We start from the raw sequence: 21,109 nt of genomic DNA, 5'->3' as shown, positions 1-21,109 counted from the left end.
TAAAGATAATGTGTTTAATTTCTCATATTATAAGCGGCGGATTCAAGCGGCAAGTGCAACAGTATAAAAACCAGCCATAACTTCACTCGGTGTATACCAACCTAGTGTTTTTCTAGGACGATGGTTGAGTGCAAATTCTATCTGCTCTATTTGTTCGTTTGACACGCCATCAAACGATGATGATTTTGGCAGATATTGACGGATTAAACCATTCGTATTTTCATTTCTAGCTCGCTGAATAGACTTGTAAGGATCAGCAAAATACGTCTCTATGCCAGCATCAGTAATTCTTTTGTGTTCGGAAAATTCTTTGCCATTATCAAATGTCACACTATAAGCATGGCTCATTTGTAAACGATCTAATGCACAAGTAATCGTTTGAGAGGATGCTCTTGTTGGCCCTAAATGAACAATATGTACATACAGGCTCTTTCGATCAACGAGAGTCAATAAAGCACCTTTATGATGTTTACCAATCACCGTGTCACCTTCGAAATCTCCTAAACGTTGTCGTTGATCAATGACCTGGTGTCGGCAGTGAATACTTGTTTTATCAATGATTTGACCCCTACGATCCGTGTTTTTGTAACCGCGTTTTCGATATTTCTTCTGATGCCTTAAATGTAGATGAAGTTTACCGCCTTTTGATTTATCTTGATAAATGTACTGGTAAATCCACTCATGTGAAGGTACATCCAGCCAACCGCGTTGTGTTAAAGCACCTGAAATTTGTTCGGGTGACCAGTCCAAACCAATCAAATAATCAATATAAGCGAAGGCAAATGCTGTCATTGATGATGAAGGACGGTACCGTCTTTGACTTGCAAATTTAGCTGCCTGTTGAGCTCTATATCCACGTTGCCCAGTATTTCTTTTTAATTCACGGTAGATGGTTGATCGTGAACGTCCTAATTCCCGAGCAAGGGTAGCGATTGAACTTTTACTTTTCAAAGTAGCATAAATTTCGTATCTTTCATCTTGAGAAAGTTGGGTGTATTTCTTCATTGTGTGCTTTCCAATTACGAGTTGAAAAAGTCTAATGATTCTATGAATACACCTAACTTTTTCAACTAACTACAAATGTGTTGCACTTGGGATTTGAATCTGCGAGCCATAAAATGATGTGGTCCTAGGATTTTAGACCACGCCTATAATTTCAATATCACCTTTCGCCTTATAAACATGTTGGCCAAAAGCATTTGACAAATGTCCAGTGACACAGTCCTGAGAACTAAATTGATATGAAGGCGGTAAGAGTAAAATAATTTCTGATTCTGCTGTCTTGAATGAAGCCTGCCCAATAAATGGACATAGCTCTCCTTCATCCTGTGCAAATGCAACAGGAACACTACCGATTGGCTTTGTTGCACAAAGATTTGAAATGCAAAGCGCCCCTAATTGAGCCAAATTTAAGGCGTAACTTGGGTAAGTGGTCGACCTAATTCCGTAAATCTGTTAAGGACTGCTACACGTGCATGGATCTCATTCACTTGGCTATCAAAACTCCTTGCACTGAGTTTATCTCCTAATAATTTGATGCAATGCATCTTAGTTTCAACCAAACTTCGACGATGATAGCCTGACCATTTTTTCCATAGTGTCCTGCCTAAACGTTTAATTGTTCTAAGTAATTCATTTCGCTCTAGCGAGCTACTCTTTGTATCTTTCCATTGTTTCGCATTTTTTCTAGGTGGAATCACCGCATGCCCTTGCCGATCTGCAATGACCTGACGGCATTGCTTGGTGTCATAAGCTCCATCGGTATAAACTGAACCGTACCGGGTTTGTCGGAGACTTTTTTATTTTTGTCGGAGACTTTTTTATTTAAGTTAAGCCACCTGACCTAACGGGTTAATCTTATCATAGTACATTGCTTCAAACTCAAAAGGCGACACATAACCCAGTGCACTGTGTACACGCTTTTTATTGAACCAATCTACCCAGTTTAGTGTCGCAAGTTGTACATCTGCTAAACCTTGCCAATCTGCTTTTAAATATGTTTAGTCCCGGCATTTGATGGATCGGATCAATTTTAAAAAGTTCAGGTTCATCTGTCCACTGTTTGCAGATGAATTCGTAGGGAGTCAGGCCCCTGAGTGTTTTGAGTCTGCGGCCGAAGTTGTATGCAGCAATAAAATCAGCAAGGTGAATGCATAGCTGAGTGTGATCGTCGTAATGGAACCGTTTGACAGTAGCTTCTTTAATCGTTCGGTTCATCCTCTCGACCTGTCCATTGGTCCATGGATGCTTAACCTTGGTAAGACGATGTTCAATGCCACATTCAGTACAAACCCGATCAAAGATGTGCTCAGAGGCGTAGCGATCACAGGTGCGGTTCGTGAACTGGATGCCGTTATCTGTTAGCACCGTATGGATTCTATAGGGCACAGCCTTAACCAGATTGCGCATGAACTCCGCGGCTGCCATCTTACTGGCTTTAGTATGCAATTCAGTGAACGCAAACTTGGAAGTGCGATCAATGGCAACGAAGAGATAAAGCTTACCCTGTGCTGTTTGCATCTCAGCGATGTCGATATGAAAGTAACCAATGGGGTAGCTCTTGAAGCGCTTCCTGACAGGGCGATCACCTTGTACCTCAGGCAGTCGTGAAATACCATGCCGCTGTAAGCAGCGGTGTAACGACGAGCGTGTCAGATAAGGAATACTCGGCTGCAATGCATAAAGGCAATCGTCTAGCGGCAACAAAGTGCGTTTTCGAAAAGCAACAATTGCCGCCTCATCTTCAGGCGATAACACGCTTGAGCGAGAATTCTTTGGGCCGGTTGTAAGATCATCTACTGAAGTACGTTTCTTCCATTTTGCGACGGTCTTTTGATTGATGCCGTAACGCTTGGCTAGCGTTCTTAAGCTCTCTTGACTATTTTGTATTGCTCGACGCACTGCCTGTGTCGTTGTGGCGCTGCTGTGTAGAACTTGTCCCATAGTGCTTCCTTCCATTTATCTGAGAATATTGCACCATTAAAATCTGGGACTAAACACATGAAAGTACTGGTACATGATGGATTGGGCATCTGGCTGTGTGCCCGGCGGCTGGAACAGGGCAAATTTCACTGGGCTCAAGTTCACCAAGGTGAAACCGTGGCCCTCAGCCCGGAACAGTTACAGGCACTGATCCAAGGTTTGCCCTGGCAGCGCATTGGACGACAGCAGGTGGTGACGATGCTTTAAACCAGGCTGTTCCATTCTGCTATTCTCCAAACGTTCTATTTCATTCTTCTCATGACCTCAGGCATACTGCGGTCATGAATACGCTGCCTGACTTAAGCCAACTGACCCATGAACAACTGCTGGAATTCACCAGGCAGTTGGCGCTGCAGCATCAGTCTCTAGCACAATCAAACCAGCAATTAGATGCCAGAGTTCAACATCTTGAAGTCACCAATCAGCAATTAGATTCTAAAGTTCAACATCTTTCTATTCTCACGCAAAAATACGAGCATGAGCTCGCACTATTTAAACAGCACAAATTTGGCAGTAAAAACGAACATCTCACCGCAAAACAAATCCATCTGTGGGATGAAGCGGTCGAAGAAGATATTGCCGCTGTTGATCTGGAACTGGAACGGCTGAATGCAGATAAAACTGATGCAGCGACACACAAAGCCACAGTCAACAAACCTAAACGTCGACTGCTGCCCGATCATCTACACACCATCCGTATCGAGCATGAACCAACATCAACCCAATGTGCTTGTGGCTGCACCTTGCGTCGTATCGGCGAAGATATCAGTGAAAAACTACATTTCAGACCGGCACAGTTCTATAAGGAACAGCATGTGCGTGGCAAATGGGTCTGTGATCAGTGTGACACCCTGACTCAGCAAGCGATGCCCGCCTATGTGATTGATAAAGGTATTGCCAGTCCTGAACTACTGAGCCATGTGTTGGTCTCGAAATACGCAGATCATTTACCGCTGTACCGTCAACGTCTGATCTATCAGCGGGCGGGAATCGAGCTTTCTAGATCAACTTTATCTGACTGGATAGGTCGCTGCGGTGTAGAACTGGAGCCTCTGGCCAATGCCTTAAAAGAGGTGGTACTACAACAGCAGGTGCTGCATGCAGATGAAACACCGGTCACCATCATGCGGATGGGTGAGAATGATAAAAAACCGAAGAAAGGTTATGTCTGGGCCTATGCCACTACACAGTACAATCCAGTTCAGGCGGTGATCTATGACTTTCAGGATAGTCGTTCAGGCCAGCATGCTGCAGAGTTCTTGAAAGGCTGGCAGGGTTATCTAGTCTGTGATGATTACAGTGGTTATAAAGCACGCTTTAAATCAGGCCAGGTCATAGAGGTGGGCTGCATGGCCCATGCACGTCGTAAATTCCATGAACTGCATGTAACTGGGAAAAGTCAGGTCGCTGAACAGGCATTGGTGCTGATTCAGAAACTGTATGCGATAGAAGCAGAACTCAGGAGAAAGACCGATGGTACAGCAGAACAGCGCCGCGAATACCGACAACAGCATAGTCAACCGGTGATGTAACAACTGTATGAATGGCTTAACCAACATCAACTGACTGTGCCATCGAGTTCTCCAACCGCCAAGGCCATCAATTACACTCTGAAGCGTTGGCCAGCTTTAAGCCGCTATCTGGATGATGGCAATCTACCTATAGATAATAATTGGGTGGAAGTGCGACACGAAGTCGCTTAATGAAGTTGTTCCCCCCTGCGGGAACCACCCGTGTCACCGGGTGAATCTAGAAGGCTGAATAAAGAGCGCCTTCGACAATGTAACGAGGCACCGCAAGGTGCGGGGTATCAATCGTGAGAGGCGTACCCTTCTGGCAGCCATAGCCGGACAAGGGCTAGATAATCGGTATGGTGAACACATGTGAATCTGCGTAACGATCGTTAAGTTGAACGAGCGGAAATGGCTGATACGCTCGAACCAAAACGGTAATGGAGGTGGGAATTGCGTCTTTCGACTACGCATTCGTGACCCATACGCCTCCCGGTCGATAGCAGGCACCTAAGCCGATGTACTTCAGTAAGCTGAACGTGGAAATCCCGTATTACTCCCATTGGGAAAGCAGTTTGCAAAAACTGCCCATGGTGATGCGGGCGAAGGAACGAGGAAAAAGCGAATGCCAGTCTGTAATGGGTTGGATAGAGGTTGAAACATTACCCCACGCGAAAGCGGGCTGACGTCCTTATGGTCTCTCATCACAAGAGAGTGTGTAGAACCCTTTTAATGGAGGGAGAGCAAATGAATGCAGCAGTATCAGCGTGTGCACCTTCCAGCACATCGTGGGACAGCATCGATTGGATTGCTGTACAGCGTCATGTCAGAGGGCTGCAAGCGCGTATTGTGAAGGCGGTACAAGACGGCAGGCATAACAAGGCGAAAGCTTTGCAATGGCTGCTGACTCACTCGTTTAGTGGCAAAGCATTGGCCGTCAAACGAGTGTCTGAAAACAAAGGCAAAAACACGGCTGGGGTCGACAAGGTGACTTGGAATACACCCAAGGCCAAGACCGGTGCGATGATGTCGTTGAAGAGGCGAGGTTACACGCCCCTTCCGCTTCGGAGAGTCCTTATTCCGAAGAAAAATGGCAAGATGAGACCTCTTGGGATACCCACGATGAAATGCCGGGCCATGCAGGCGCTCCATCTGCTGGCTTTGGAACCCATCGCGGAGACCATCGCTGATCGGAACTCTTATGGGTTCAGACCGCAACGCTCAACCGCGGATGCTGCAGCACAGTGCTTTGGTGTGCTGTCAAGAAAAGTAAGTGCGGAGTGGGTGCTAGAGGGTGACATTCAAGGCTGTTTCGACAATATCAGCCATGACTGGATGATCGCCAACCTCCCAATGGACAAGGTGATTCTACGGAAATGGCTCAAAGCCGGTTACGTCTACCAAAGCAAGCTGTTTCCCAGTCTTTCCGGAACACCGCAAGGAGGTATTATCTCCCCGGTGCTGGCCAACATGACCTTGGACGGACTGGAAACGATGCTGGCGAAGAGGTTCTCTAACGCCAAATGGACAGGCAAAAAGCTGCAACTGGTACGGTATGCGGATGATTTCATCATCACGGGGTATTCTAAAGAGTGGCTCGAAAATGAAGTTCGTCCTGCCGTGGTTGAATTTCTGGCGCAGCGCGGTCTCGTGCTCTCTCAGGAAAAGACCAAAATCACGCACATAGGGAACGGGTTCGATTTTCTTGGCTGGAACGTACGTAAGTACAACGGCAAGCTACTGATCAAGCCGTCAAAGGCAAACATCAGCGCTCATCTTGACAAGCTGCGAGCATTAATCAATGCAAACAAAGCGACACGACAGGCCACTTTGATCGGTTTGCTCAACCCGATTCTAAGGGGTTGGGCCAACTATCACAGTCATGTCGTTGCCAAGAAGGTTTTCAACCAGGTAGACAACGCAGTGTGGGAAATGCTCTGGCGATGGGCTGTACGTCGCCACCCTCGCAAGACACTCCGATGGGTCAAAGATCGGTATTTCAAAGTACAAGGAGCGCGTCGATGGGTGTTCTCATGTGATGAACAGTCCGCCGATGGTCGGAAGCGACAATACACATTAGTGTCTGCCTCGGACACGCCAATTGTGCGACATATCAAGATCAAGGCTGCTGCTAACCCTCATGACCCCGCATGGGATGAGTACTTCGAATCCCGATGGGGTAAAAGAATGCTGGTCTCCGCAAAGGGGCGAGCCAAGCTGTATCGGGTGTGGCTAAAACAAGGTGGTCGCTGCTGCGCCTGTCTTAAACCAGTCACCAAAGATACACCATGGCACAGCCGTCATATTGTGAAGCTAAGTCATGGTGGAACGGATGCAGTTGCTAATCTTGAGATTTACCATCTGTATTGTCCGAGGAGTGTTCAGTTTGCCAATGTCAACGATGTATAACCGGGTGCCGAATGGCGCCTTAGCAGAGGCTTGAGCCGTGTGCTGGGAAACTCGCATGCACGGTTCTTAGGGGGTTGGACGTAGGTAACTGCGTCTGACTACCCGACAACCAGATGCGACCTTGGGCGTTGGGACGTAAGAATTGGCTATTTGCAGGTTCGCTGCGCAGCGGTCAGCGAGCAGCCAATATCATGACATTAATCCAGTCAGCAAAGCTGAATGGGCTGGATCCGTATGCCTATTTAAGTGATGTTCTGAAAAGGTTGCCGACACATAAAGTGACCCAGATTGAAGAGTTACTGCCACACTGCTGGAAACCTAAATCGAATTAAAAATTGGTATGGGATTCAGCGGACGCTTACAATAATTCAACTTTAAATCCATCCTCAACATTACAACGCACTTCAAGCACAACAACTATTAATTGCACATATTAAAAAAATCTAAATCCAAATAATCTGCTCGCAGTATGTATTTTAACTGTCATATATCTACAACTTATAGCAAACCCTTATTTGCACCAGTTCTCTGAACTTTGCTGCGTCCTGCACGATGAATCAATAACTTCACTGTAGCTGCTTGTTCAAATCCTTACATGCTGCCGTTTCTTCCTCAAGATATTTCCAATATTTGTTTACTTTTGACTTTAAAGCATCATCAAACTGCAATCTGTTTGCAATATAAAACGCTTAATTTCTAAACAAGAATAAAGAGGAAAAACTTCTTATTTTTTTATAACCTTATTCTGCTTAGGAAAACAACATGTCTGAACAAAAAGTAGCTTTAGTGACGGGTGCATTAGGTGGTATTGGCAGTGAGATTTGCCGTCAACTGGTTACAGCAGGCTATAAAATTATCGCAACGGTTGTACCACGTGAAGAAGACCGCGAAAAACAATGGCTTCAAAGTGAAGGATTTCAAGACAGCGATGTACGCTTTGTCTTAACGGATTTAAATAACCACGAAGCGGCAACAGCAGCTATTCAAGAAGCAATTGCTGCTGAAGGTCGTGTCGATGTGCTGGTCAATAATGCAGGCATCACCCGTGATGCAACTTTTAAAAAGATGAGCTATGAACAGTGGTCACAAGTCATTGATACCAACTTAAAAACATTGTTCACAGTGACTCAGCCCGTGTTTAACAAAATGTTAGAACAAAAGTCGGGACGTATTGTCAATATCAGCTCAGTCAACGGTTTAAAAGGTCAGTTTGGACAAGCCAACTACTCTGCGAGCAAAGCCGGCATTATCGGTTTTACCAAAGCCTTAGCTCAAGAAGGTGCACGTTCAAATATTTGTGTAAACGTGGTTGCGCCTGGCTATACCGCAACACCAATGGTTACTGCCATGCGTGAAGATGTGATTAAAAGCATTGAAGCACAAATTCCTCTACAACGTCTTGCTGCGCCAGCTGAAATTGCCGCTGCTGTTATGTACTTGGTCAGCGAGCACGGTGCGTACGTGACAGGCGAAACCTTATCGATTAATGGCGGTTTATACATGCACTAAACCGTGCAGCCCCTATTTTCATTTACAAGTTTATTTACTGGAGTTACACCATGCTATACGGCGACTTATTTTCAAATATGAATGCACAATACAAAAACGTATTTGAACCGTACACAAAATTCAACAGCTTAGTGGCTAAAAACTTTGCTGACTTAACCAACCTACAATTAGAAGCAGCACGCAACTATGCCAACATTGGTCTAGCGCAAATGTTTGCCAATAGTGAAGTTAAAGACATGCAAAGCATGGTGAATTGCACCACCAAGCAATTAGAAACCATGAACAAACTTAGTCAGCAAATGATTGAAGATGGCAAAAAGTTGGCAACACTAACGACTGAATTCAAATCGGAATTTGAAAAGTTAGTTAGCGAATCTATGCCTAACAATAAATAACACTGCTCTGAAAACCATGCGTTATCAGGACGAATGTTACGGGGAAGTGTGAAAATTTCCCCGTTTTAGTTTCAGCCCTGCACTCAATTTGATTGCTAAAAGCCATGTGCTATGGAGCGATGAAATGAACCCGAACTCATTTCAATTCAAAGAAAACATACTACAATTTTTTTCTGTACATGATGACATCTGGAAAAAATTACAAGAATTTTATTATGGGCAAAGCCCAATTAATGAGGCTTTGGCGCAGCTCAACAAAGAAGATATGTCTTTGTTCTTTGAAGCACTATCTAAAAACCCAGCTCGCATGATGGAAATGCAATGGAGCTGGTGGCAAGGTCAAATACAAATCTACCAAAATGTGTTGATGCGCAGCGTGGCCAAAGATGTAGCACCATTTATTCAGCCTGAAAGTGGTGATCGTCGTTTTAACAGCCCATTATGGCAAGAACACCCAAATTTTGACTTGTTGTCACAGTCTTATTTACTGTTTAGCCAGTTAGTGCAAAACATGGTAGATGTGGTCGAAGGTGTTCCAGACAAAGTTCGCTATCGTATTCACTTCTTTACCCGCCAAATGATCAATGCGTTATCTCCAAGTAACTTTCTGTGGACTAACCCAGAAGTGATTCAGCAAACTGTAGCTGAACAAGGTGAAAACTTAGTCCGTGGCATGCAAGTTTTCCATGATGATGTCATGAATAGCGGCAAGTATTTATCTATTCGCATGGTGAATAGCGACTCTTTCAGCTTGGGCAAAGATTTAGCTTACACCCCTGGTGCAGTCGTCTTTGAAAATGACATTTTCCAATTATTGCAATATGAAGCAACTACTGAAAATGTGTATCAAACCCCTATTCTAGTCGTACCACCGTTTATCAATAAATATTATGTGCTGGATTTACGCGAACAAAACTCTTTAGTGAACTGGTTGCGCCAGCAAGGTCATACAGTCTTTTTAATGTCATGGCGTAACCCAAATGCCGAACAGAAAGAATTGACTTTTGCCGATCTCATTACACAAGGTTCAGTGGAAGCTTTGCGTGTAATTGAAGAAATTACCGGTGAAAAAGAGGCCAACTGCATTGGCTACTGTATTGGTGGTACGTTACTTGCTGCGACTCAAGCCTATTACGTGGCAAAACGCCTGAAAAATCACGTAAAGTCTGCGACCTATATGGCCACCATTATCGACTTTGAAAACCCAGGCAGCTTAGGTGTATTTATTAATGAACCTGTAGTGAGCGGTTTAGAAAACCTGAACAATCAATTGGGTTATTTCGATGGTCGTCAGTTGGCAGTTACCTTCAGTTTACTGCGTGAAAATACGCTGTACTGGAATTACTACATCGACAACTACTTAAAAGGTAAAGAACCTTCTGATTTTGATATTTTATATTGGAACAGCGATGGTACGAATATCCCTGCCAAAATTCATAATTTCTTATTGCGCAATTTGTATTTGAACAATGAATTGATTTCACCAAATGCCGTTAAGGTTAACGGTGTGGGCTTGAATCTATCTCGTGTAAAAACACCAAGCTTCTTTATTGCGACGCAGGAAGACCATATCGCACTTTGGGATACTTGTTTCCGTGGCGCAGATTACTTGGGTGGTGAATCAACCTTGGTTTTAGGTGAATCTGGACACGTAGCAGGTATTGTCAATCCTCCAAGCCGTAATAAATACGGTTGCTACACCAATGCTGCCAAGTTTGAAAATACCAAACAATGGCTAGATGGCGCAGAATATCACCCTGAATCTTGGTGGTTGCGCTGGCAGGCATGGGTCACACCGTACACTGGTGAACAAGTCCCTGCCCGCAACTTGGGTAATGCGCAGTATCCAAGCATTGAAGCGGCACCGGGTCGCTATGTTTTGGTAAATTTATTCTAATCGGTCATATAACAACAGCCATGCAGATGCTATATATCATGTGCATCCACAGAAACATGAACACAAAATTTAAGGATATAAAATGAAAGATGTTGTGATTGTTGCAGCAAAACGTACTGCGATTGGTAGCTTTTTAGGTAGTCTTGCATCTTTATCTGCACCACAGTTGGGGCAAACAGCAATTCGTGCAGTTTTAGACAGCGCTAATGTAAAACCTGAACAAGTTGATCAGGTGATTATGGGCAACGTACTCACGACAGGCGTGGGACAAAACCCTGCACGTCAGGCAGCAATTGCTGCTGGTATTCCAGTACAAGTGCCTGCATCTACGCTGAATGTCGTCTGTGGTTCAGGTTTGCGTGCGGTACATTTGGCAGCACAAGCCATTCAATGCGATGAAGCCGACATTGTGGTCGCAGGTGGTCAAGAATCTATGTCACAAAGTGCGCACTATATGCAGCTGCGTAATGGGCAAAAAATGGGTAATGCACAATTGGTGGATAGCATGGTGGCTGATGGTTTAACCGATGCCTATAACCAGTATCAAATGGGTATTACCGCAGAAAATATTGTAGAAAAACTGGGTTTAAACCGTGAAGAACAAGATCAACTTGCATTGACTTCACAACAACGTGCTGCGGCAGCTCAGGCAGCTGGCAAGTTTAAAGATGAAATTGCCGTAGTCAGCATTCCACAACGTAAAGGTGAGCCTGTTGTATTTGCTGAAGATGAATACATTAAAGCCAATACCAGCCTTGAAAGCCTCACAAAACTACGCCCAGCCTTTAAAAAAGATGGTAGCGTAACCGCAGGTAATGCTTCAGGCATTAATGATGGTGCAGCAGCAGTACTGATGATGAGTGCGGACAAAGCAGCAGAATTAGGTCTTAAGCCATTGGCACGTATTAAAGGCTATGCCATGTCTGGTATTGAGCCTGAAATTATGGGGCTTGGTCCTGTCGATGCAGTAAAGAAAACCCTCAACAAAGCAGGCTGGAGCTTAGATCAGGTTGATTTGATTGAAGCCAATGAAGCATTTGCTGCACAGGCTTTGGGTGTTGCTAAAGAATTAGGCTTAGACCTGGATAAAGTCAACGTCAATGGCGGTGCAATTGCATTGGGTCACCCAATTGGGGCTTCAGGTTGCCGTATTTTGGTGACTTTATTACATGAAATGCAGCGCCGTGATGCCAAGAAAGGCATTGCAACCCTCTGTGTTGGCGGTGGTATGGGTGTTGCACTTGCAGTTGAACGTGACTAAGTACACCATTGCATCGAATCTTGAAACTTGATAAAGATTGACAATAAATTCAATACATAATGGGAGCTCAGGCTTCCATTATTTCTAGCTGAGCGCATTTCTAATATTAAGGCTTCTAGCTCAGCATTGATTTTAGTATTTGGCGATTTTAAGGGACGTCTACTCTGACTACTTAATCCATCAATACCTTGCTCAGAATATCGTTTCCACCACTTGCGTAACGTTGGTCTAGAAATGCCACATCTCCGACAAACTAGGCCAGCATCATTAGTCTCTTCAAATAATTTAACTCATACGAGTCTTTGTTGAATTTCTCTGTTCATAGACACCCATTATATTGAAATAATGTCTATGAATAAAATACTTAAATAAAAATTCTCCGACAAACTCGGTACGGTAAATTTTTATCCAAATGAGTTTTCAAAATTATGCTTCATCCATAATCCATTCTTTAAAAAGAGCATCCTCGATTTCATAAGTACCATTCTCTGGTTTAAAAATAATTTGTTTTTTTGATAAAGAACGTAGGGCCGATTGAATACTTGATACCGCAATGTTATCTACACCAATGGAATCAGCCAGATGTTGTCTAAATTGACTACTATAAAGTTCAACTTGTGATTCCGCTATGGCTTTTAAAATTAGCTGTTCTAATAACTTAAACTCTCCCCATAATCCCGAAAAGTCACGATGCCCCATTGTATCGGCTATAAGCTGTTCCTTGGCAAAATCTATAGCCAGCATTGGGTTTAAGGCTAAACGCTCCACTAATGATCTTGCTAGTTGAGGACTTTGCTTCATATCTAAAAAGGCGTGCCATAAAATTTCTTTATTCAAACTACGTCCTGTTGTCTGATTAAATACATCTGCCAGATGATCTGTAAATGCTTTTGTTAGATTTGGAAAAGGTAAATTCTGTCCATAATGAAAAAAGGGAGCACTACTCACAGAAAACATTTGTCTCAGGCCTTCTCGACTTGAACCAGTAAAAACCACCTTTATTGTTTCTTTATGCATATCTAAAGCGGTACGTAAACTGGCAATCGTGGTTTTATATTTTGAACTAGCTAAAGCCTGAATCTCATCAAGTAACAGTAAAATAGGTTTCCCCTGCTGAGCCAGTTTAGTAATGCTAGACAAAATACTGGAATTCACTTGTCCTTGTAGAAGTGTCACTTCAGCTTTTACCCCTGCCACCTCTGTACTTAAAGAACCAATATTTTTAATCCAATGTGTGGCTTTCCCCATTAAGCCATTTTGTTTTGAAAACTCATCAAGAGCTTTTACAAACTGCCCTTCACTATGCAGGCCTGCATCTAAAAAACTGAAATAAAAAACGCGCCATCCAAGCTGTTCTGCTAGGGGCGTAATATCTTTTCGTAAAAATTCAGTTTTTCCCATCCGGCGTGGGGCAAAAAAAGTCAGAGAACTAGCTAGTCCAGTCTCAAACATGCCTAAAATTTGTTTCGCCAGTTCGGTACGTGGAAAGTGCCAAGGGTCATTGGAGATGGTCATCATTTTAATTACTCGGCAATGATTTATTTATTACCATAGATTGTATTAGATTCCATTAGATTGTAAATGTCTAATTAGATTTCTTTAATCTAATAGGATCTAATCAGGCCAATAAAGCACCTTCTTACCGATCAACTGGTTTATTTTATAACTCCATTATTTTGTGGTTTAATAGACATATATGGACATAAGACCCAATATTATGGATTTAAAATTCAGAAAACCTGAAGAAGTTGTTGGATTATTATGTGAGAGGCTTCGTAAAGAACGACTTTATCTGGAAATGACTCAGGCAGATGTTGCTGCACGTGCTGGTATTGGTGTGAATACAGTATCCAATCTGGAAGCAGGTCGAAATGTTTCATTTGAAAATTTAGTACGCGTTGCCATGGTCCTAGGCCGATTACAAGAATTAGAGGAACTCTTCAAACCTCATTTAAACAGTGTAGATGATATTCTTCGCTATGAGAGCAATACGGCTCGCCAACGTATCAAAAGGAAATAAATCCATGCTCAAAAAACTTAATGTTTACTACAATGGATGGGGTGAATATTGGCTTTAGGGTACACTGGTCTCCTCAACAGCAATCACAGGTCGACCATTAATTGCCTTTGAATACAGTGCTGAAGCGATCCGTAAAGGTTTAGAGCTTTCCTCTTACCTACTTCCATTAAAAGGTGACCCATTAAGAAAAAACTTTCCTACACAGCAAATGGGATTACCAAGTCATATATATGATGCATCACCCGATGGCTGGGTGTGCTCCAGAATTTTGGTGGCTATTCAGTCCATCATTACTTACATTCCAACTCTCTAGTTTTCCAACTAGCCCAGGTTATAATAATGGCCACCCAAAATACGATTGATCTATTATGAACACCTCCAATGACCCTTTACACGGCAAAAAACTTGCTGACATTTTGGATGAATTATTGGATTACTACGGTGGCTTTGAAGGTTTAAGTCGTAAAATTGAAATTAGATGTTTTTGCATAGACCCAAGTGTTAAATCATCATTGCGATTCTTGCGTACCACACCATGGGCACGTGAAAAAGTAGAAAGCTTATATTTGTACGTCTTACGCCAAAAGGCAAAACAGAAACCGTAGCCCCAGGCAACACCCCTCTCATTATAAAATTATACCAGTCAGTAAAACACCTTTAGATTAAGCATGTGTATGTTGGTTATTATTGTTGATTATCACAATAAATTAGTGACCAAAAATCAAAGTACCCCACCCTACCTTAAATTACACCACACAAAATAAAAACTCTATATAACTGTTATATATATAGTTTATTAAAATACCAATTATGTTATTTAGTGTATTTTATGTCGGTGACTCTTGCCAAGGTTGGGGTCGAGAGTTCGAGTCTCTTTTCCCGCTCCAAATATGAAAAAGCCCTAATCAAACGATTAGGGCTTTTTTTCTGTTTGATGCTTTATTTCAAATCTGCTTATGCTTATTGAGAAGCTATTGATTCTAGCGCCAGACAAACATAAAACTTGCCGAATCCTGAAAAATAGATTGACAGCTTTTGGCAAGCAATCGCTCTCTTTTCTAAATGCAGTCTCAAGCCGTAATAAGCTTAGCAACTTCTACTGAAGCGCCTCTTATGTAGTTTTCCGATTAAAACAAAGAGGCTGCCTTTTAAAACAGCCTCGATTCACCGAATACTTGCACCGTAACGCCACCATACATATCTGCATTAATATCCGTTCGTTAAATCAACCTGATGACACAATGGTAAATTGGCATTTAAGCGCCGATCATTTTCAAGAATTTGTGCAACAACAACAGACATTGGTGCATGTGAGGCAATGTGTGGTGTGACTATAATTTTTTCGTGTTGCCAAAATGGATGACTTATACTTAAAGGTTCTTGCTTAGTTACATCAATAATTGCGCCACGTACCCCCCCCGAATCCAGAGCATTTAATAAATCTTGCTCAACAAGGTGTTGACCACGGCCAACTTGAATTAAAGCGGCTTGATCTGGTAGTTGCTCGAATAGCGACTTAGACAAAATTCCTGTATTTTCAGATGTTAATGGCATTAAATTAATTAATATCTGACTCTTAGCAAGAAACTCAGCGCGTTGTTCAACACCCACATAACTAGAAACATTCGTGAGCTGTTTTAGAGATTTCGACCACCCTGAAACGCGATACCCCATTGCAGCAAAACGTTCAGCCACATAGCCGCCCATATGACCTAACCCCATAATTCCTATCTGGATATCATGGCTATAATTCTGATTATGTTGTTTCCATAACTGCTGCCGTTGCTGTTGCATAAAACGATCAAAATGACGTTGATAGTACAATACGCCCCAATGTAAATAATCAAACATGCCTTTTTGATGATGTTCATCTAAGATACGACATACAAATTGATCCGAACCAATTTCACTCAAATTGAGATGTTCAACCCCTGCTGCTACGGAATGAATCAAGCGTAATTTGGGCAACGTTCGTAATTTTTCCATATCAGGGAACCAACATGCAGCTGTCGTCGCGTATTGAGCTTCCGGACTATCAGCAAGACAATAGCTGTTTTTTGGCGCATATTGTTGAAATACTTTGATTAAGATATCTTGTATATCTGAAATGCTACTCGAAAGTACAATCATGACCCATGCTCCAATTCAGCTATTCCACGATAAGATAAAATCTCTCGCCAAGTCGATTGCTCAAGATTTTCTAGCAATAGGCGAGGAAAGTCATTGGATCTACTTATCCCGATGACAAGATATTTTTTAGTCATAATTCCATCCTAAATTTATGTATAAAAAATTAAAAAATCGCGAGTTCTATCTATCAAATTCAAAGTCTGTAACGAGCAGCTAAGCTTGTTGAAATCGCTATTCAACAAACCTCTATTCAATTTGAAATTCTGAGGGATTGGTTTCAACACAGGTTCGGCAGGCTCAGTAGCATATTGAATTGGAAGATTTGAACAAGAAATCAATTTTGCAACTTTACTGAACACTGCCTAACGTTAATGATTGAGCACTATTTAAGATGTTTCTCTAATTTTTCGACGTAGAATTTTACCCACACCAGACTTTGGCAGCGCGTCTACCAGAGTAATTTTTTTAGGCATTTTATAGGCTGTGAGTTGCTTCCGTAAAAATTCAGTCAAAGCCTGTTCACACAAATCCATACCAGCTCGCGGAACAACATAAAGCGCAACTGCTTCCCCTGTTTTTACGTCAGGCACCCCAATACACGCACACTCCAATATAGCTGGATAACGTGCAGCAGCTTCCTCAACCTCATTTGGAAATACATTAAACCCTGAAACATTGATCATATCTTTTTTTCGATCAACGATTTTCAGCTGTCCTAAACGATCAAATACCCCGATGTCTCCAGTTCGAAAAAAACCATCACTGGTGAATGCTTGGCGCGTAGCATCCGCTTGTCGCCAATACCCTTGAGTCACTTGAGGTCCTTTTACACATATTTCACCCGCCTCTCCCAAAGCAACCTTACGATCAGTTTCGTCCAATAAATAAATATCAGTTCCTGGAACGGGTATACCCGTTGTTCCCGTAAATTGATTAACGGCCTCATGATTAAAACAAACCAACGGAGATGTTTCACTCAAACCAAAACCTTCACGAATGAAAGTACCTGTCGCTTTTTCCCAACGCTCAGACACAATGGCTTGAATGCTCGTTCCTCCACCAATTGAAAGGCGTAAGTTGGAGAAATCAATTTCCAATAATCTTGGATGAGCCAGTAAGCCAGCATATAACGTATTAACCCCGACAAATATATTGGGCTTAGCATGCTTAATCAGATCAATAAAACTGTTCATATCGCGAGGATTAATAACGAGTTGATTGGCCGCACCCGCAACCATATAGGAGAGACTCAACATCAGTGCAAAAATATGGTAAAGCGGGATAGCAGTGATTATAACTTCTAGGCCTCTACCCTGCATAGATAACATCATTGCCTGGAACTGTGCGATATTAGCCAATAAATTACCATGGCTCAGTATGGCTCCTTTTGATGGACCCGTCGTACCGCCAGTATATTGCAAAAACAATAAATCATTTACGTCCAGTTGAACTGGCTTTCTGTCCAATCGCAATCCTTCTGCCAATACCTGCTCAAGCTCTAAATACTCACCTAATTGCACCGCAACTGTCGGCTGGCAAAGTGCTCCAGATCCCGGTAGTCCATCTCCGACGCAAATCACCTGGGTTAGAGCCGGATTATACTGGGCATTTGCTAAAGTTGCCGTACTGCCTGAATATACAAATATTGCTTTACAATCAGCATCATGTAGTTGGTGTTCCAACTCATGTGAAGTATATAAAGGATTGGTATTAACTTGCACACAACCCGCACGTAGCACGCCCAATGTTACGACGGGAAAAGCCAGTAGATTGGGCAACATTACAGCAACACGATCACCTCGTTGTAGCCCTATTTCACATTGCAACCACGCAGCGAGAGCAGCTGACTGTCGATCTAGTTCGGCATAACTTAAGCTTCCTCCTAAACCTTGAAATGCAATTTCAGGTGCAAAAGTTTGCATGGCATGCTCTAGCGCATCAACCAAAGAAGTATGTGTCCCCATTTTTAATTGTGGATCAATACCAAAGTTGTGATAAGAATTTGACCAAAGTGATTGTGTCAACATTTAAAACTCCATTTTCTGCTAAACAATGGCTTTCAGGCCAAATATGAATACATAGTGATTACATCTATACATTGAGATATTTTTAGCGCGGCATACGTACTGTAAGTGCGGTCCATAAGGCACCTATCAGTTGAAATGCACTTATAATCAACAAACCATAAATAAAGCTCCCGGTGTCCTGACTAAACTTACCAAGCAGAACAGGGCCTACAAAGCCACCCAGATTGCCGACTGATGCGACAATCGCGATGCCAACTGCAGCTGCTGCGGGTGTCAGCATTTTTGTTGGAATCGTCCAACTGAGCGGTGCCCCAGCTAAGATGCCGATATAAGCGATACTAAAACCAACCAATAATCCCAAGACACTATCTAGTTGACTAGCAATGATGAGATAGCCTGCAGCAATAAACATAAAACAGACAACCAAATGCCAACGACGCTCTTGCATCCGATCTGAATTACGGCAAATCAAAAGCATGGCAATAACGCCAATGAGGTTTGGGACAGCCACCAATAAACCAATTTTTGCATTCGAGGCTATACCGGCTTGGCTGAGTAGCGTGGGCATCCAGAACGATATGCCATAGCCACCGCATACCAATAAAAAATAAATCCAGGCACTGCTCCAAGTCCAGAAATTCACCAAGCCTGCTTTCATCGAAGTTTTAGTTCGTTCAGGATTTCCTAGACTAACTGCGAGAACATGTTGTTCTCGGTTACTCAACCAATTTGCTTGATTGGGACGATCTGTGAGTAAAACATAAATAGCGGCTGCCACAATAAACGTGGGTAGGCCAGTCGTAATCATCAACCATTGCCAACCAGCGAAACCTGCATAGCCATCAAGATATTCGATGATCGCACCACATAATGGACCTCCGATCAGCCCAGAAACCGCAATCCCAGTCATGAACAAGGCCATCATTCGCCCACGATGCGATGCTGGAAACCAGTACGTCATGAACAATACGATACCTGGGAAAAAACCAGCTTCTGCAAAACCAATGAAGAAACGAATGACGTAAAATTCAAGTGGCGTTGTAACGAAGGCTAAACTAAGCGTGGCACCTCCCCAAGCAACCATGATCAGTGGCACCCAACGTCGGGCTCCTATTTTTTCAAGAATCATGTTACTTGGGACTTCAAAAACAAAATAACCGATAAAGAACATACCTGCGCCGATACCGTATGCCACATCATCGAGTCCAAGCGCCTGTCCCATCTGTAATTTGGCAAAAGAAATATTGGTTCGATCAATAAAATTCATCAGATACGCTATAAACAAAATAGGTATCAGTCGCCATGCCGCTTTTCTTACAACAGCGTCAATCTCTGAAGGTGAAATTTCTGGTGTTGTGGCGTCACCAAGAGAATGTGTGTTTGATATTTTACTCATTGTATTACTCTCTTGAGTATTACCAGTTGGATTGAGCTGTTCCCAACTTGGCAACCCTTTCCATGTAGGTCAACAAAATTTCCTTATAGGTAGACCAACCCCAGTACTGTTAAAGCCCAAGGTCGGCATGCCACATACTCTATTTTTTAATATTAGGTTTTATAACTCGAATCTAAGCGATCTAACTTACGCAATAAGGCAGGCCAAGCAATTTCAGCTCCCATTCCGCTAGTCGCTGTTTTAAGTACATTGTCGAGACCTTGCATAATTGCCGGCGCGACTTCGATCAACTCACCACCCGCTTGAGCATCAATTTGAATACGACAAGTATTTTCAAAGGTATACATTTTTAGAAATGCATCTGCGACACTACTTCCAACCACTAGCAAGCCATGATTACGAAGCATAAAGTAGTCAGCATTCCCTAGATTGGCTTGTAAACGTTGCTTCTCATCTTCACGGATTGCGACCCCTTCATAGTCGTGGTAGGCCAAAGAATTGAGCACAAAAGTTGACTGTTGACTAATAGGCAAAATCCCACATTTTTGGGCACTAACCCCAACACCACTACGGGTATGTGTGTGTAAAACACAATGTGCATCTTCTCGGGCAGCATGAATCGCACTATGAATCGTAAAACCTGCTGGTGTGACTGGAAATGGAGACTCACTTAACTTATTACATTCAGAATCTATTCGAATAAGACTAGAAGCAGTAATTTCATCGAACAACATGCCATATGGATTCAATAAGAATTGCTCACCCTGTCCTGCTTCTGTAGGTAAACGCACACTGATATGAGTAAAAACCAAGTCCGTCCAACCATAAAGCGCTGCTAGACGATAAACTGCTGCGAGATTTACACGTAAGTCCCATTCAAGATCACTTACTTTTCCTTTTAATGATTCAATTTTCATAGCGTTCTCCTAACGACTCTTATTCCATGCGTTCTAATGCGGCGGTGTATAAACTTTTTTTAGGCTGAGCAAAAACATTGCGTAACATGGGTTCAAAAAATTCTAGCGGTAGAATTTCACCTTCTGAATCAAAAGCGGGATTATCGTAAAAATCAACAAACTCACGCGTATGCTCATAATACTGATGGCCTGCAAACATATCGCGCATATTGCGATCCATACCGATGTGATGAAAAAAGTTATGTCCTTGAAAAATTCCATGATTTTCAACCATCCAATGATTTTCATCACAGACAAACGGCTTTAGAATCGCAGCCGCAATTTCAGGATGGTTATATGCGCCCAATGTGTCACCAATATCATGTAACAGCGCACAGACTACATATTCCTCATCACGACCATCGCGGTACGCCAAAGTCGCCGTCTGTAAACAATGACTCAGTCGATCAATTGGAAAACCTGCATAATCACCCTCTAATAGTTTGAGGTGTGCCATGATCCGGTCAGGTAGTTTGTTAACAAAAGGCTGGAATTCTGCGCTAATAATTTCCCAATCCGCTTGGGTGCTTTGATCCATCCTAATAAAGCTGGCATTCTTGCCCATAGTATATTTCCCTTAATGCGAATCTTATTTTTAAGCTCTACAGCAAGGTTA

Annotated in this window: 17 protein-coding genes and 6 pseudogenes; 11 read left to right on the top strand and 12 right to left on the bottom strand. The window is 42.7% G+C overall.

What is annotated here, in order from left to right:
• Positions 1-42 precede the first annotated feature (42 nt).
• The 5 genes and pseudogenes from FD716_RS01300 to FD716_RS01280 form a co-directional block, all read right to left on the bottom strand.
• Positions 43-1,005, bottom strand: coding sequence for an IS30-like element IS18 family transposase (locus tag FD716_RS01300; protein WP_004691346.1), 963 nt, complete (start codon positions 1,003-1,005; stop codon positions 43-45).
• 132 nt (positions 1,006-1,137) lie between these two features.
• A complete protein-coding gene (locus tag FD716_RS01295) occupies positions 1,138-1,407 on the bottom strand; it encodes a hypothetical protein (RefSeq protein ID WP_032048810.1) in 270 nt (89 codons plus the stop codon).
• A gap of 2 nt (positions 1,408-1,409) precedes the next feature.
• Positions 1,410-1,772 (bottom strand): annotated as a pseudogene (locus tag FD716_RS01290) (IS5 family transposase); the annotation flags it as partial.
• A 57-nt stretch (positions 1,773-1,829) separates the two neighbouring features.
• A pseudogene (locus FD716_RS01285) lies at positions 1,830-1,997 on the bottom strand (integrase core domain-containing protein); the annotation flags it as partial.
• Complete coding sequence (locus FD716_RS01280; RefSeq protein WP_050674840.1) at positions 1,924-2,943, bottom strand: IS481 family transposase; 1,020 nt, start codon at positions 2,941-2,943, stop codon at positions 1,924-1,926. The gene FD716_RS01280 and the pseudogene FD716_RS01285, both read right to left, overlap by 74 nt.
• 57 nt (positions 2,944-3,000) lie before the next feature.
• On the opposite strand from FD716_RS01280, the gene tnpB reads away from it, so the two are divergent.
• From tnpB to FD716_RS01240, 8 genes and pseudogenes are all read left to right on the top strand, one after another.
• The gene (gene tnpB, locus FD716_RS01275) at positions 3,001-3,189 is read left to right on the top strand and encodes an IS66 family insertion sequence element accessory protein TnpB (RefSeq protein WP_139850598.1); all 189 of its coding nucleotides are present in this window, start codon (positions 3,001-3,003) and stop codon (positions 3,187-3,189) included.
• A gap of 74 nt (positions 3,190-3,263) precedes the next feature.
• Positions 3,264-4,664, top strand: a pseudogene (tnpC, locus tag FD716_RS01270) (IS66 family transposase); the annotation flags it as partial.
• Positions 4,665-5,240: 576 nt separating this feature from the next.
• Positions 5,241-6,902 (top strand): group II intron reverse transcriptase/maturase, encoded by a 1,662-nt coding sequence (ltrA, locus tag FD716_RS01265; RefSeq protein WP_005167203.1) that lies wholly within the window; start codon positions 5,241-5,243, stop codon positions 6,900-6,902.
• Positions 6,903-7,006: 104 nt separating this feature from the next.
• Positions 7,007-7,234 (top strand): annotated as a pseudogene (locus FD716_RS01260) (transposase domain-containing protein); the annotation flags it as partial.
• 430 nt (positions 7,235-7,664) lie between these two features.
• Positions 7,665-8,411 (top strand): beta-ketoacyl-ACP reductase, encoded by a 747-nt coding sequence (gene phbB / locus FD716_RS01255; protein WP_019384920.1) that lies wholly within the window; start codon positions 7,665-7,667, stop codon positions 8,409-8,411.
• A gap of 50 nt (positions 8,412-8,461) precedes the next feature.
• Entirely contained in the window at positions 8,462-8,806 is a 345-nt protein-coding gene (locus FD716_RS01250) for a phasin family protein (RefSeq protein WP_019384921.1), read from the top strand.
• 124 nt (positions 8,807-8,930) lie between these two features.
• A complete protein-coding gene (locus FD716_RS01245) occupies positions 8,931-10,703 on the top strand; it encodes a class I poly(R)-hydroxyalkanoic acid synthase (protein WP_019384922.1) in 1,773 nt (590 codons plus the stop codon).
• Positions 10,704-10,785: 82 nt separating this feature from the next.
• Positions 10,786-11,964, top strand: a complete 1,179-nt coding sequence (locus FD716_RS01240; RefSeq protein ID WP_019384923.1) for an acetyl-CoA C-acetyltransferase — start codon at positions 10,786-10,788, stop codon at positions 11,962-11,964.
• Positions 11,965-12,035: 71 nt separating this feature from the next.
• On the opposite strand, the pseudogene FD716_RS01235 reads toward FD716_RS01240, so the two are convergent.
• Positions 12,036-12,287: pseudogene (locus FD716_RS01235) on the bottom strand (helix-turn-helix domain-containing protein); the annotation flags it as partial.
• A gap of 103 nt (positions 12,288-12,390) precedes the next feature.
• The gene (locus FD716_RS01230) at positions 12,391-13,482 is read right to left on the bottom strand and encodes an ATP-binding protein (protein WP_002058158.1); all 1,092 of its coding nucleotides are present in this window, start codon (positions 13,480-13,482) and stop codon (positions 12,391-12,393) included.
• Positions 13,483-13,681: 199 nt separating this feature from the next.
• Between FD716_RS01230 and FD716_RS01225 the strand changes: the two genes are divergently transcribed.
• The 3 genes and pseudogenes from FD716_RS01225 (at position 13,682) to FD716_RS01215 (ending at position 14,589) form a co-directional block, all read left to right on the top strand.
• Positions 13,682-13,984 (top strand): helix-turn-helix transcriptional regulator, encoded by a 303-nt coding sequence (locus tag FD716_RS01225; protein WP_139850597.1) that lies wholly within the window; start codon positions 13,682-13,684, stop codon positions 13,982-13,984.
• Between the two features lie 64 nt (positions 13,985-14,048).
• Positions 14,049-14,237, top strand: a pseudogene (locus FD716_RS01220) (type II toxin-antitoxin system HipA family toxin); the annotation flags it as partial.
• A 115-nt stretch (positions 14,238-14,352) separates the two neighbouring features.
• A complete protein-coding gene (locus FD716_RS01215; RefSeq protein ID WP_002058193.1) occupies positions 14,353-14,589 on the top strand; it encodes a VF530 family protein in 237 nt (78 codons plus the stop codon).
• A gap of 601 nt (positions 14,590-15,190) precedes the next feature.
• On the opposite strand, the gene FD716_RS01210 is transcribed toward FD716_RS01215, so the two are convergent.
• The 5 genes from FD716_RS01210 to FD716_RS01190 all read right to left on the bottom strand — a co-directional run bounded on the left by FD716_RS01210 (position 15,191) and on the right by FD716_RS01190 (position 21,058).
• Positions 15,191-16,114: a 2-hydroxyacid dehydrogenase gene (locus FD716_RS01210; RefSeq protein WP_139850596.1), complete on the bottom strand. Its 924-nt coding sequence runs from the start codon at positions 16,112-16,114 to the stop codon at positions 15,191-15,193.
• 386 nt (positions 16,115-16,500) lie between these two features.
• Positions 16,501-18,141, bottom strand: coding sequence for an AMP-binding protein (locus tag FD716_RS01205; protein ID WP_139850595.1), 1,641 nt, complete (start codon positions 18,139-18,141; stop codon positions 16,501-16,503).
• An 82-nt stretch (positions 18,142-18,223) separates the two neighbouring features.
• A complete protein-coding gene (locus FD716_RS01200; protein WP_139850594.1) occupies positions 18,224-19,537 on the bottom strand; it encodes an MFS transporter in 1,314 nt (437 codons plus the stop codon).
• 152 nt (positions 19,538-19,689) lie between these two features.
• Complete coding sequence (locus FD716_RS01195; protein WP_139850593.1) at positions 19,690-20,454, bottom strand: class II aldolase/adducin family protein; 765 nt, start codon at positions 20,452-20,454, stop codon at positions 19,690-19,692.
• Positions 20,455-20,473: 19 nt separating this feature from the next.
• Positions 20,474-21,058, bottom strand: a complete 585-nt coding sequence (locus FD716_RS01190) for an HD domain-containing protein (protein WP_139850592.1) — start codon at positions 21,056-21,058, stop codon at positions 20,474-20,476.
• Positions 21,059-21,109: the final 51 nt, after the last annotated feature.

The sequence above is a fragment of the Acinetobacter pullicarnis genome, from assembly GCF_006352475.1.
Lineage (GTDB): Bacteria > Pseudomonadota > Gammaproteobacteria > Pseudomonadales > Moraxellaceae > Acinetobacter > Acinetobacter pullicarnis.
Note: the sequence above shows the minus strand (reverse complement) of the source record. Positions and strands in the feature narration are given on the sequence as shown.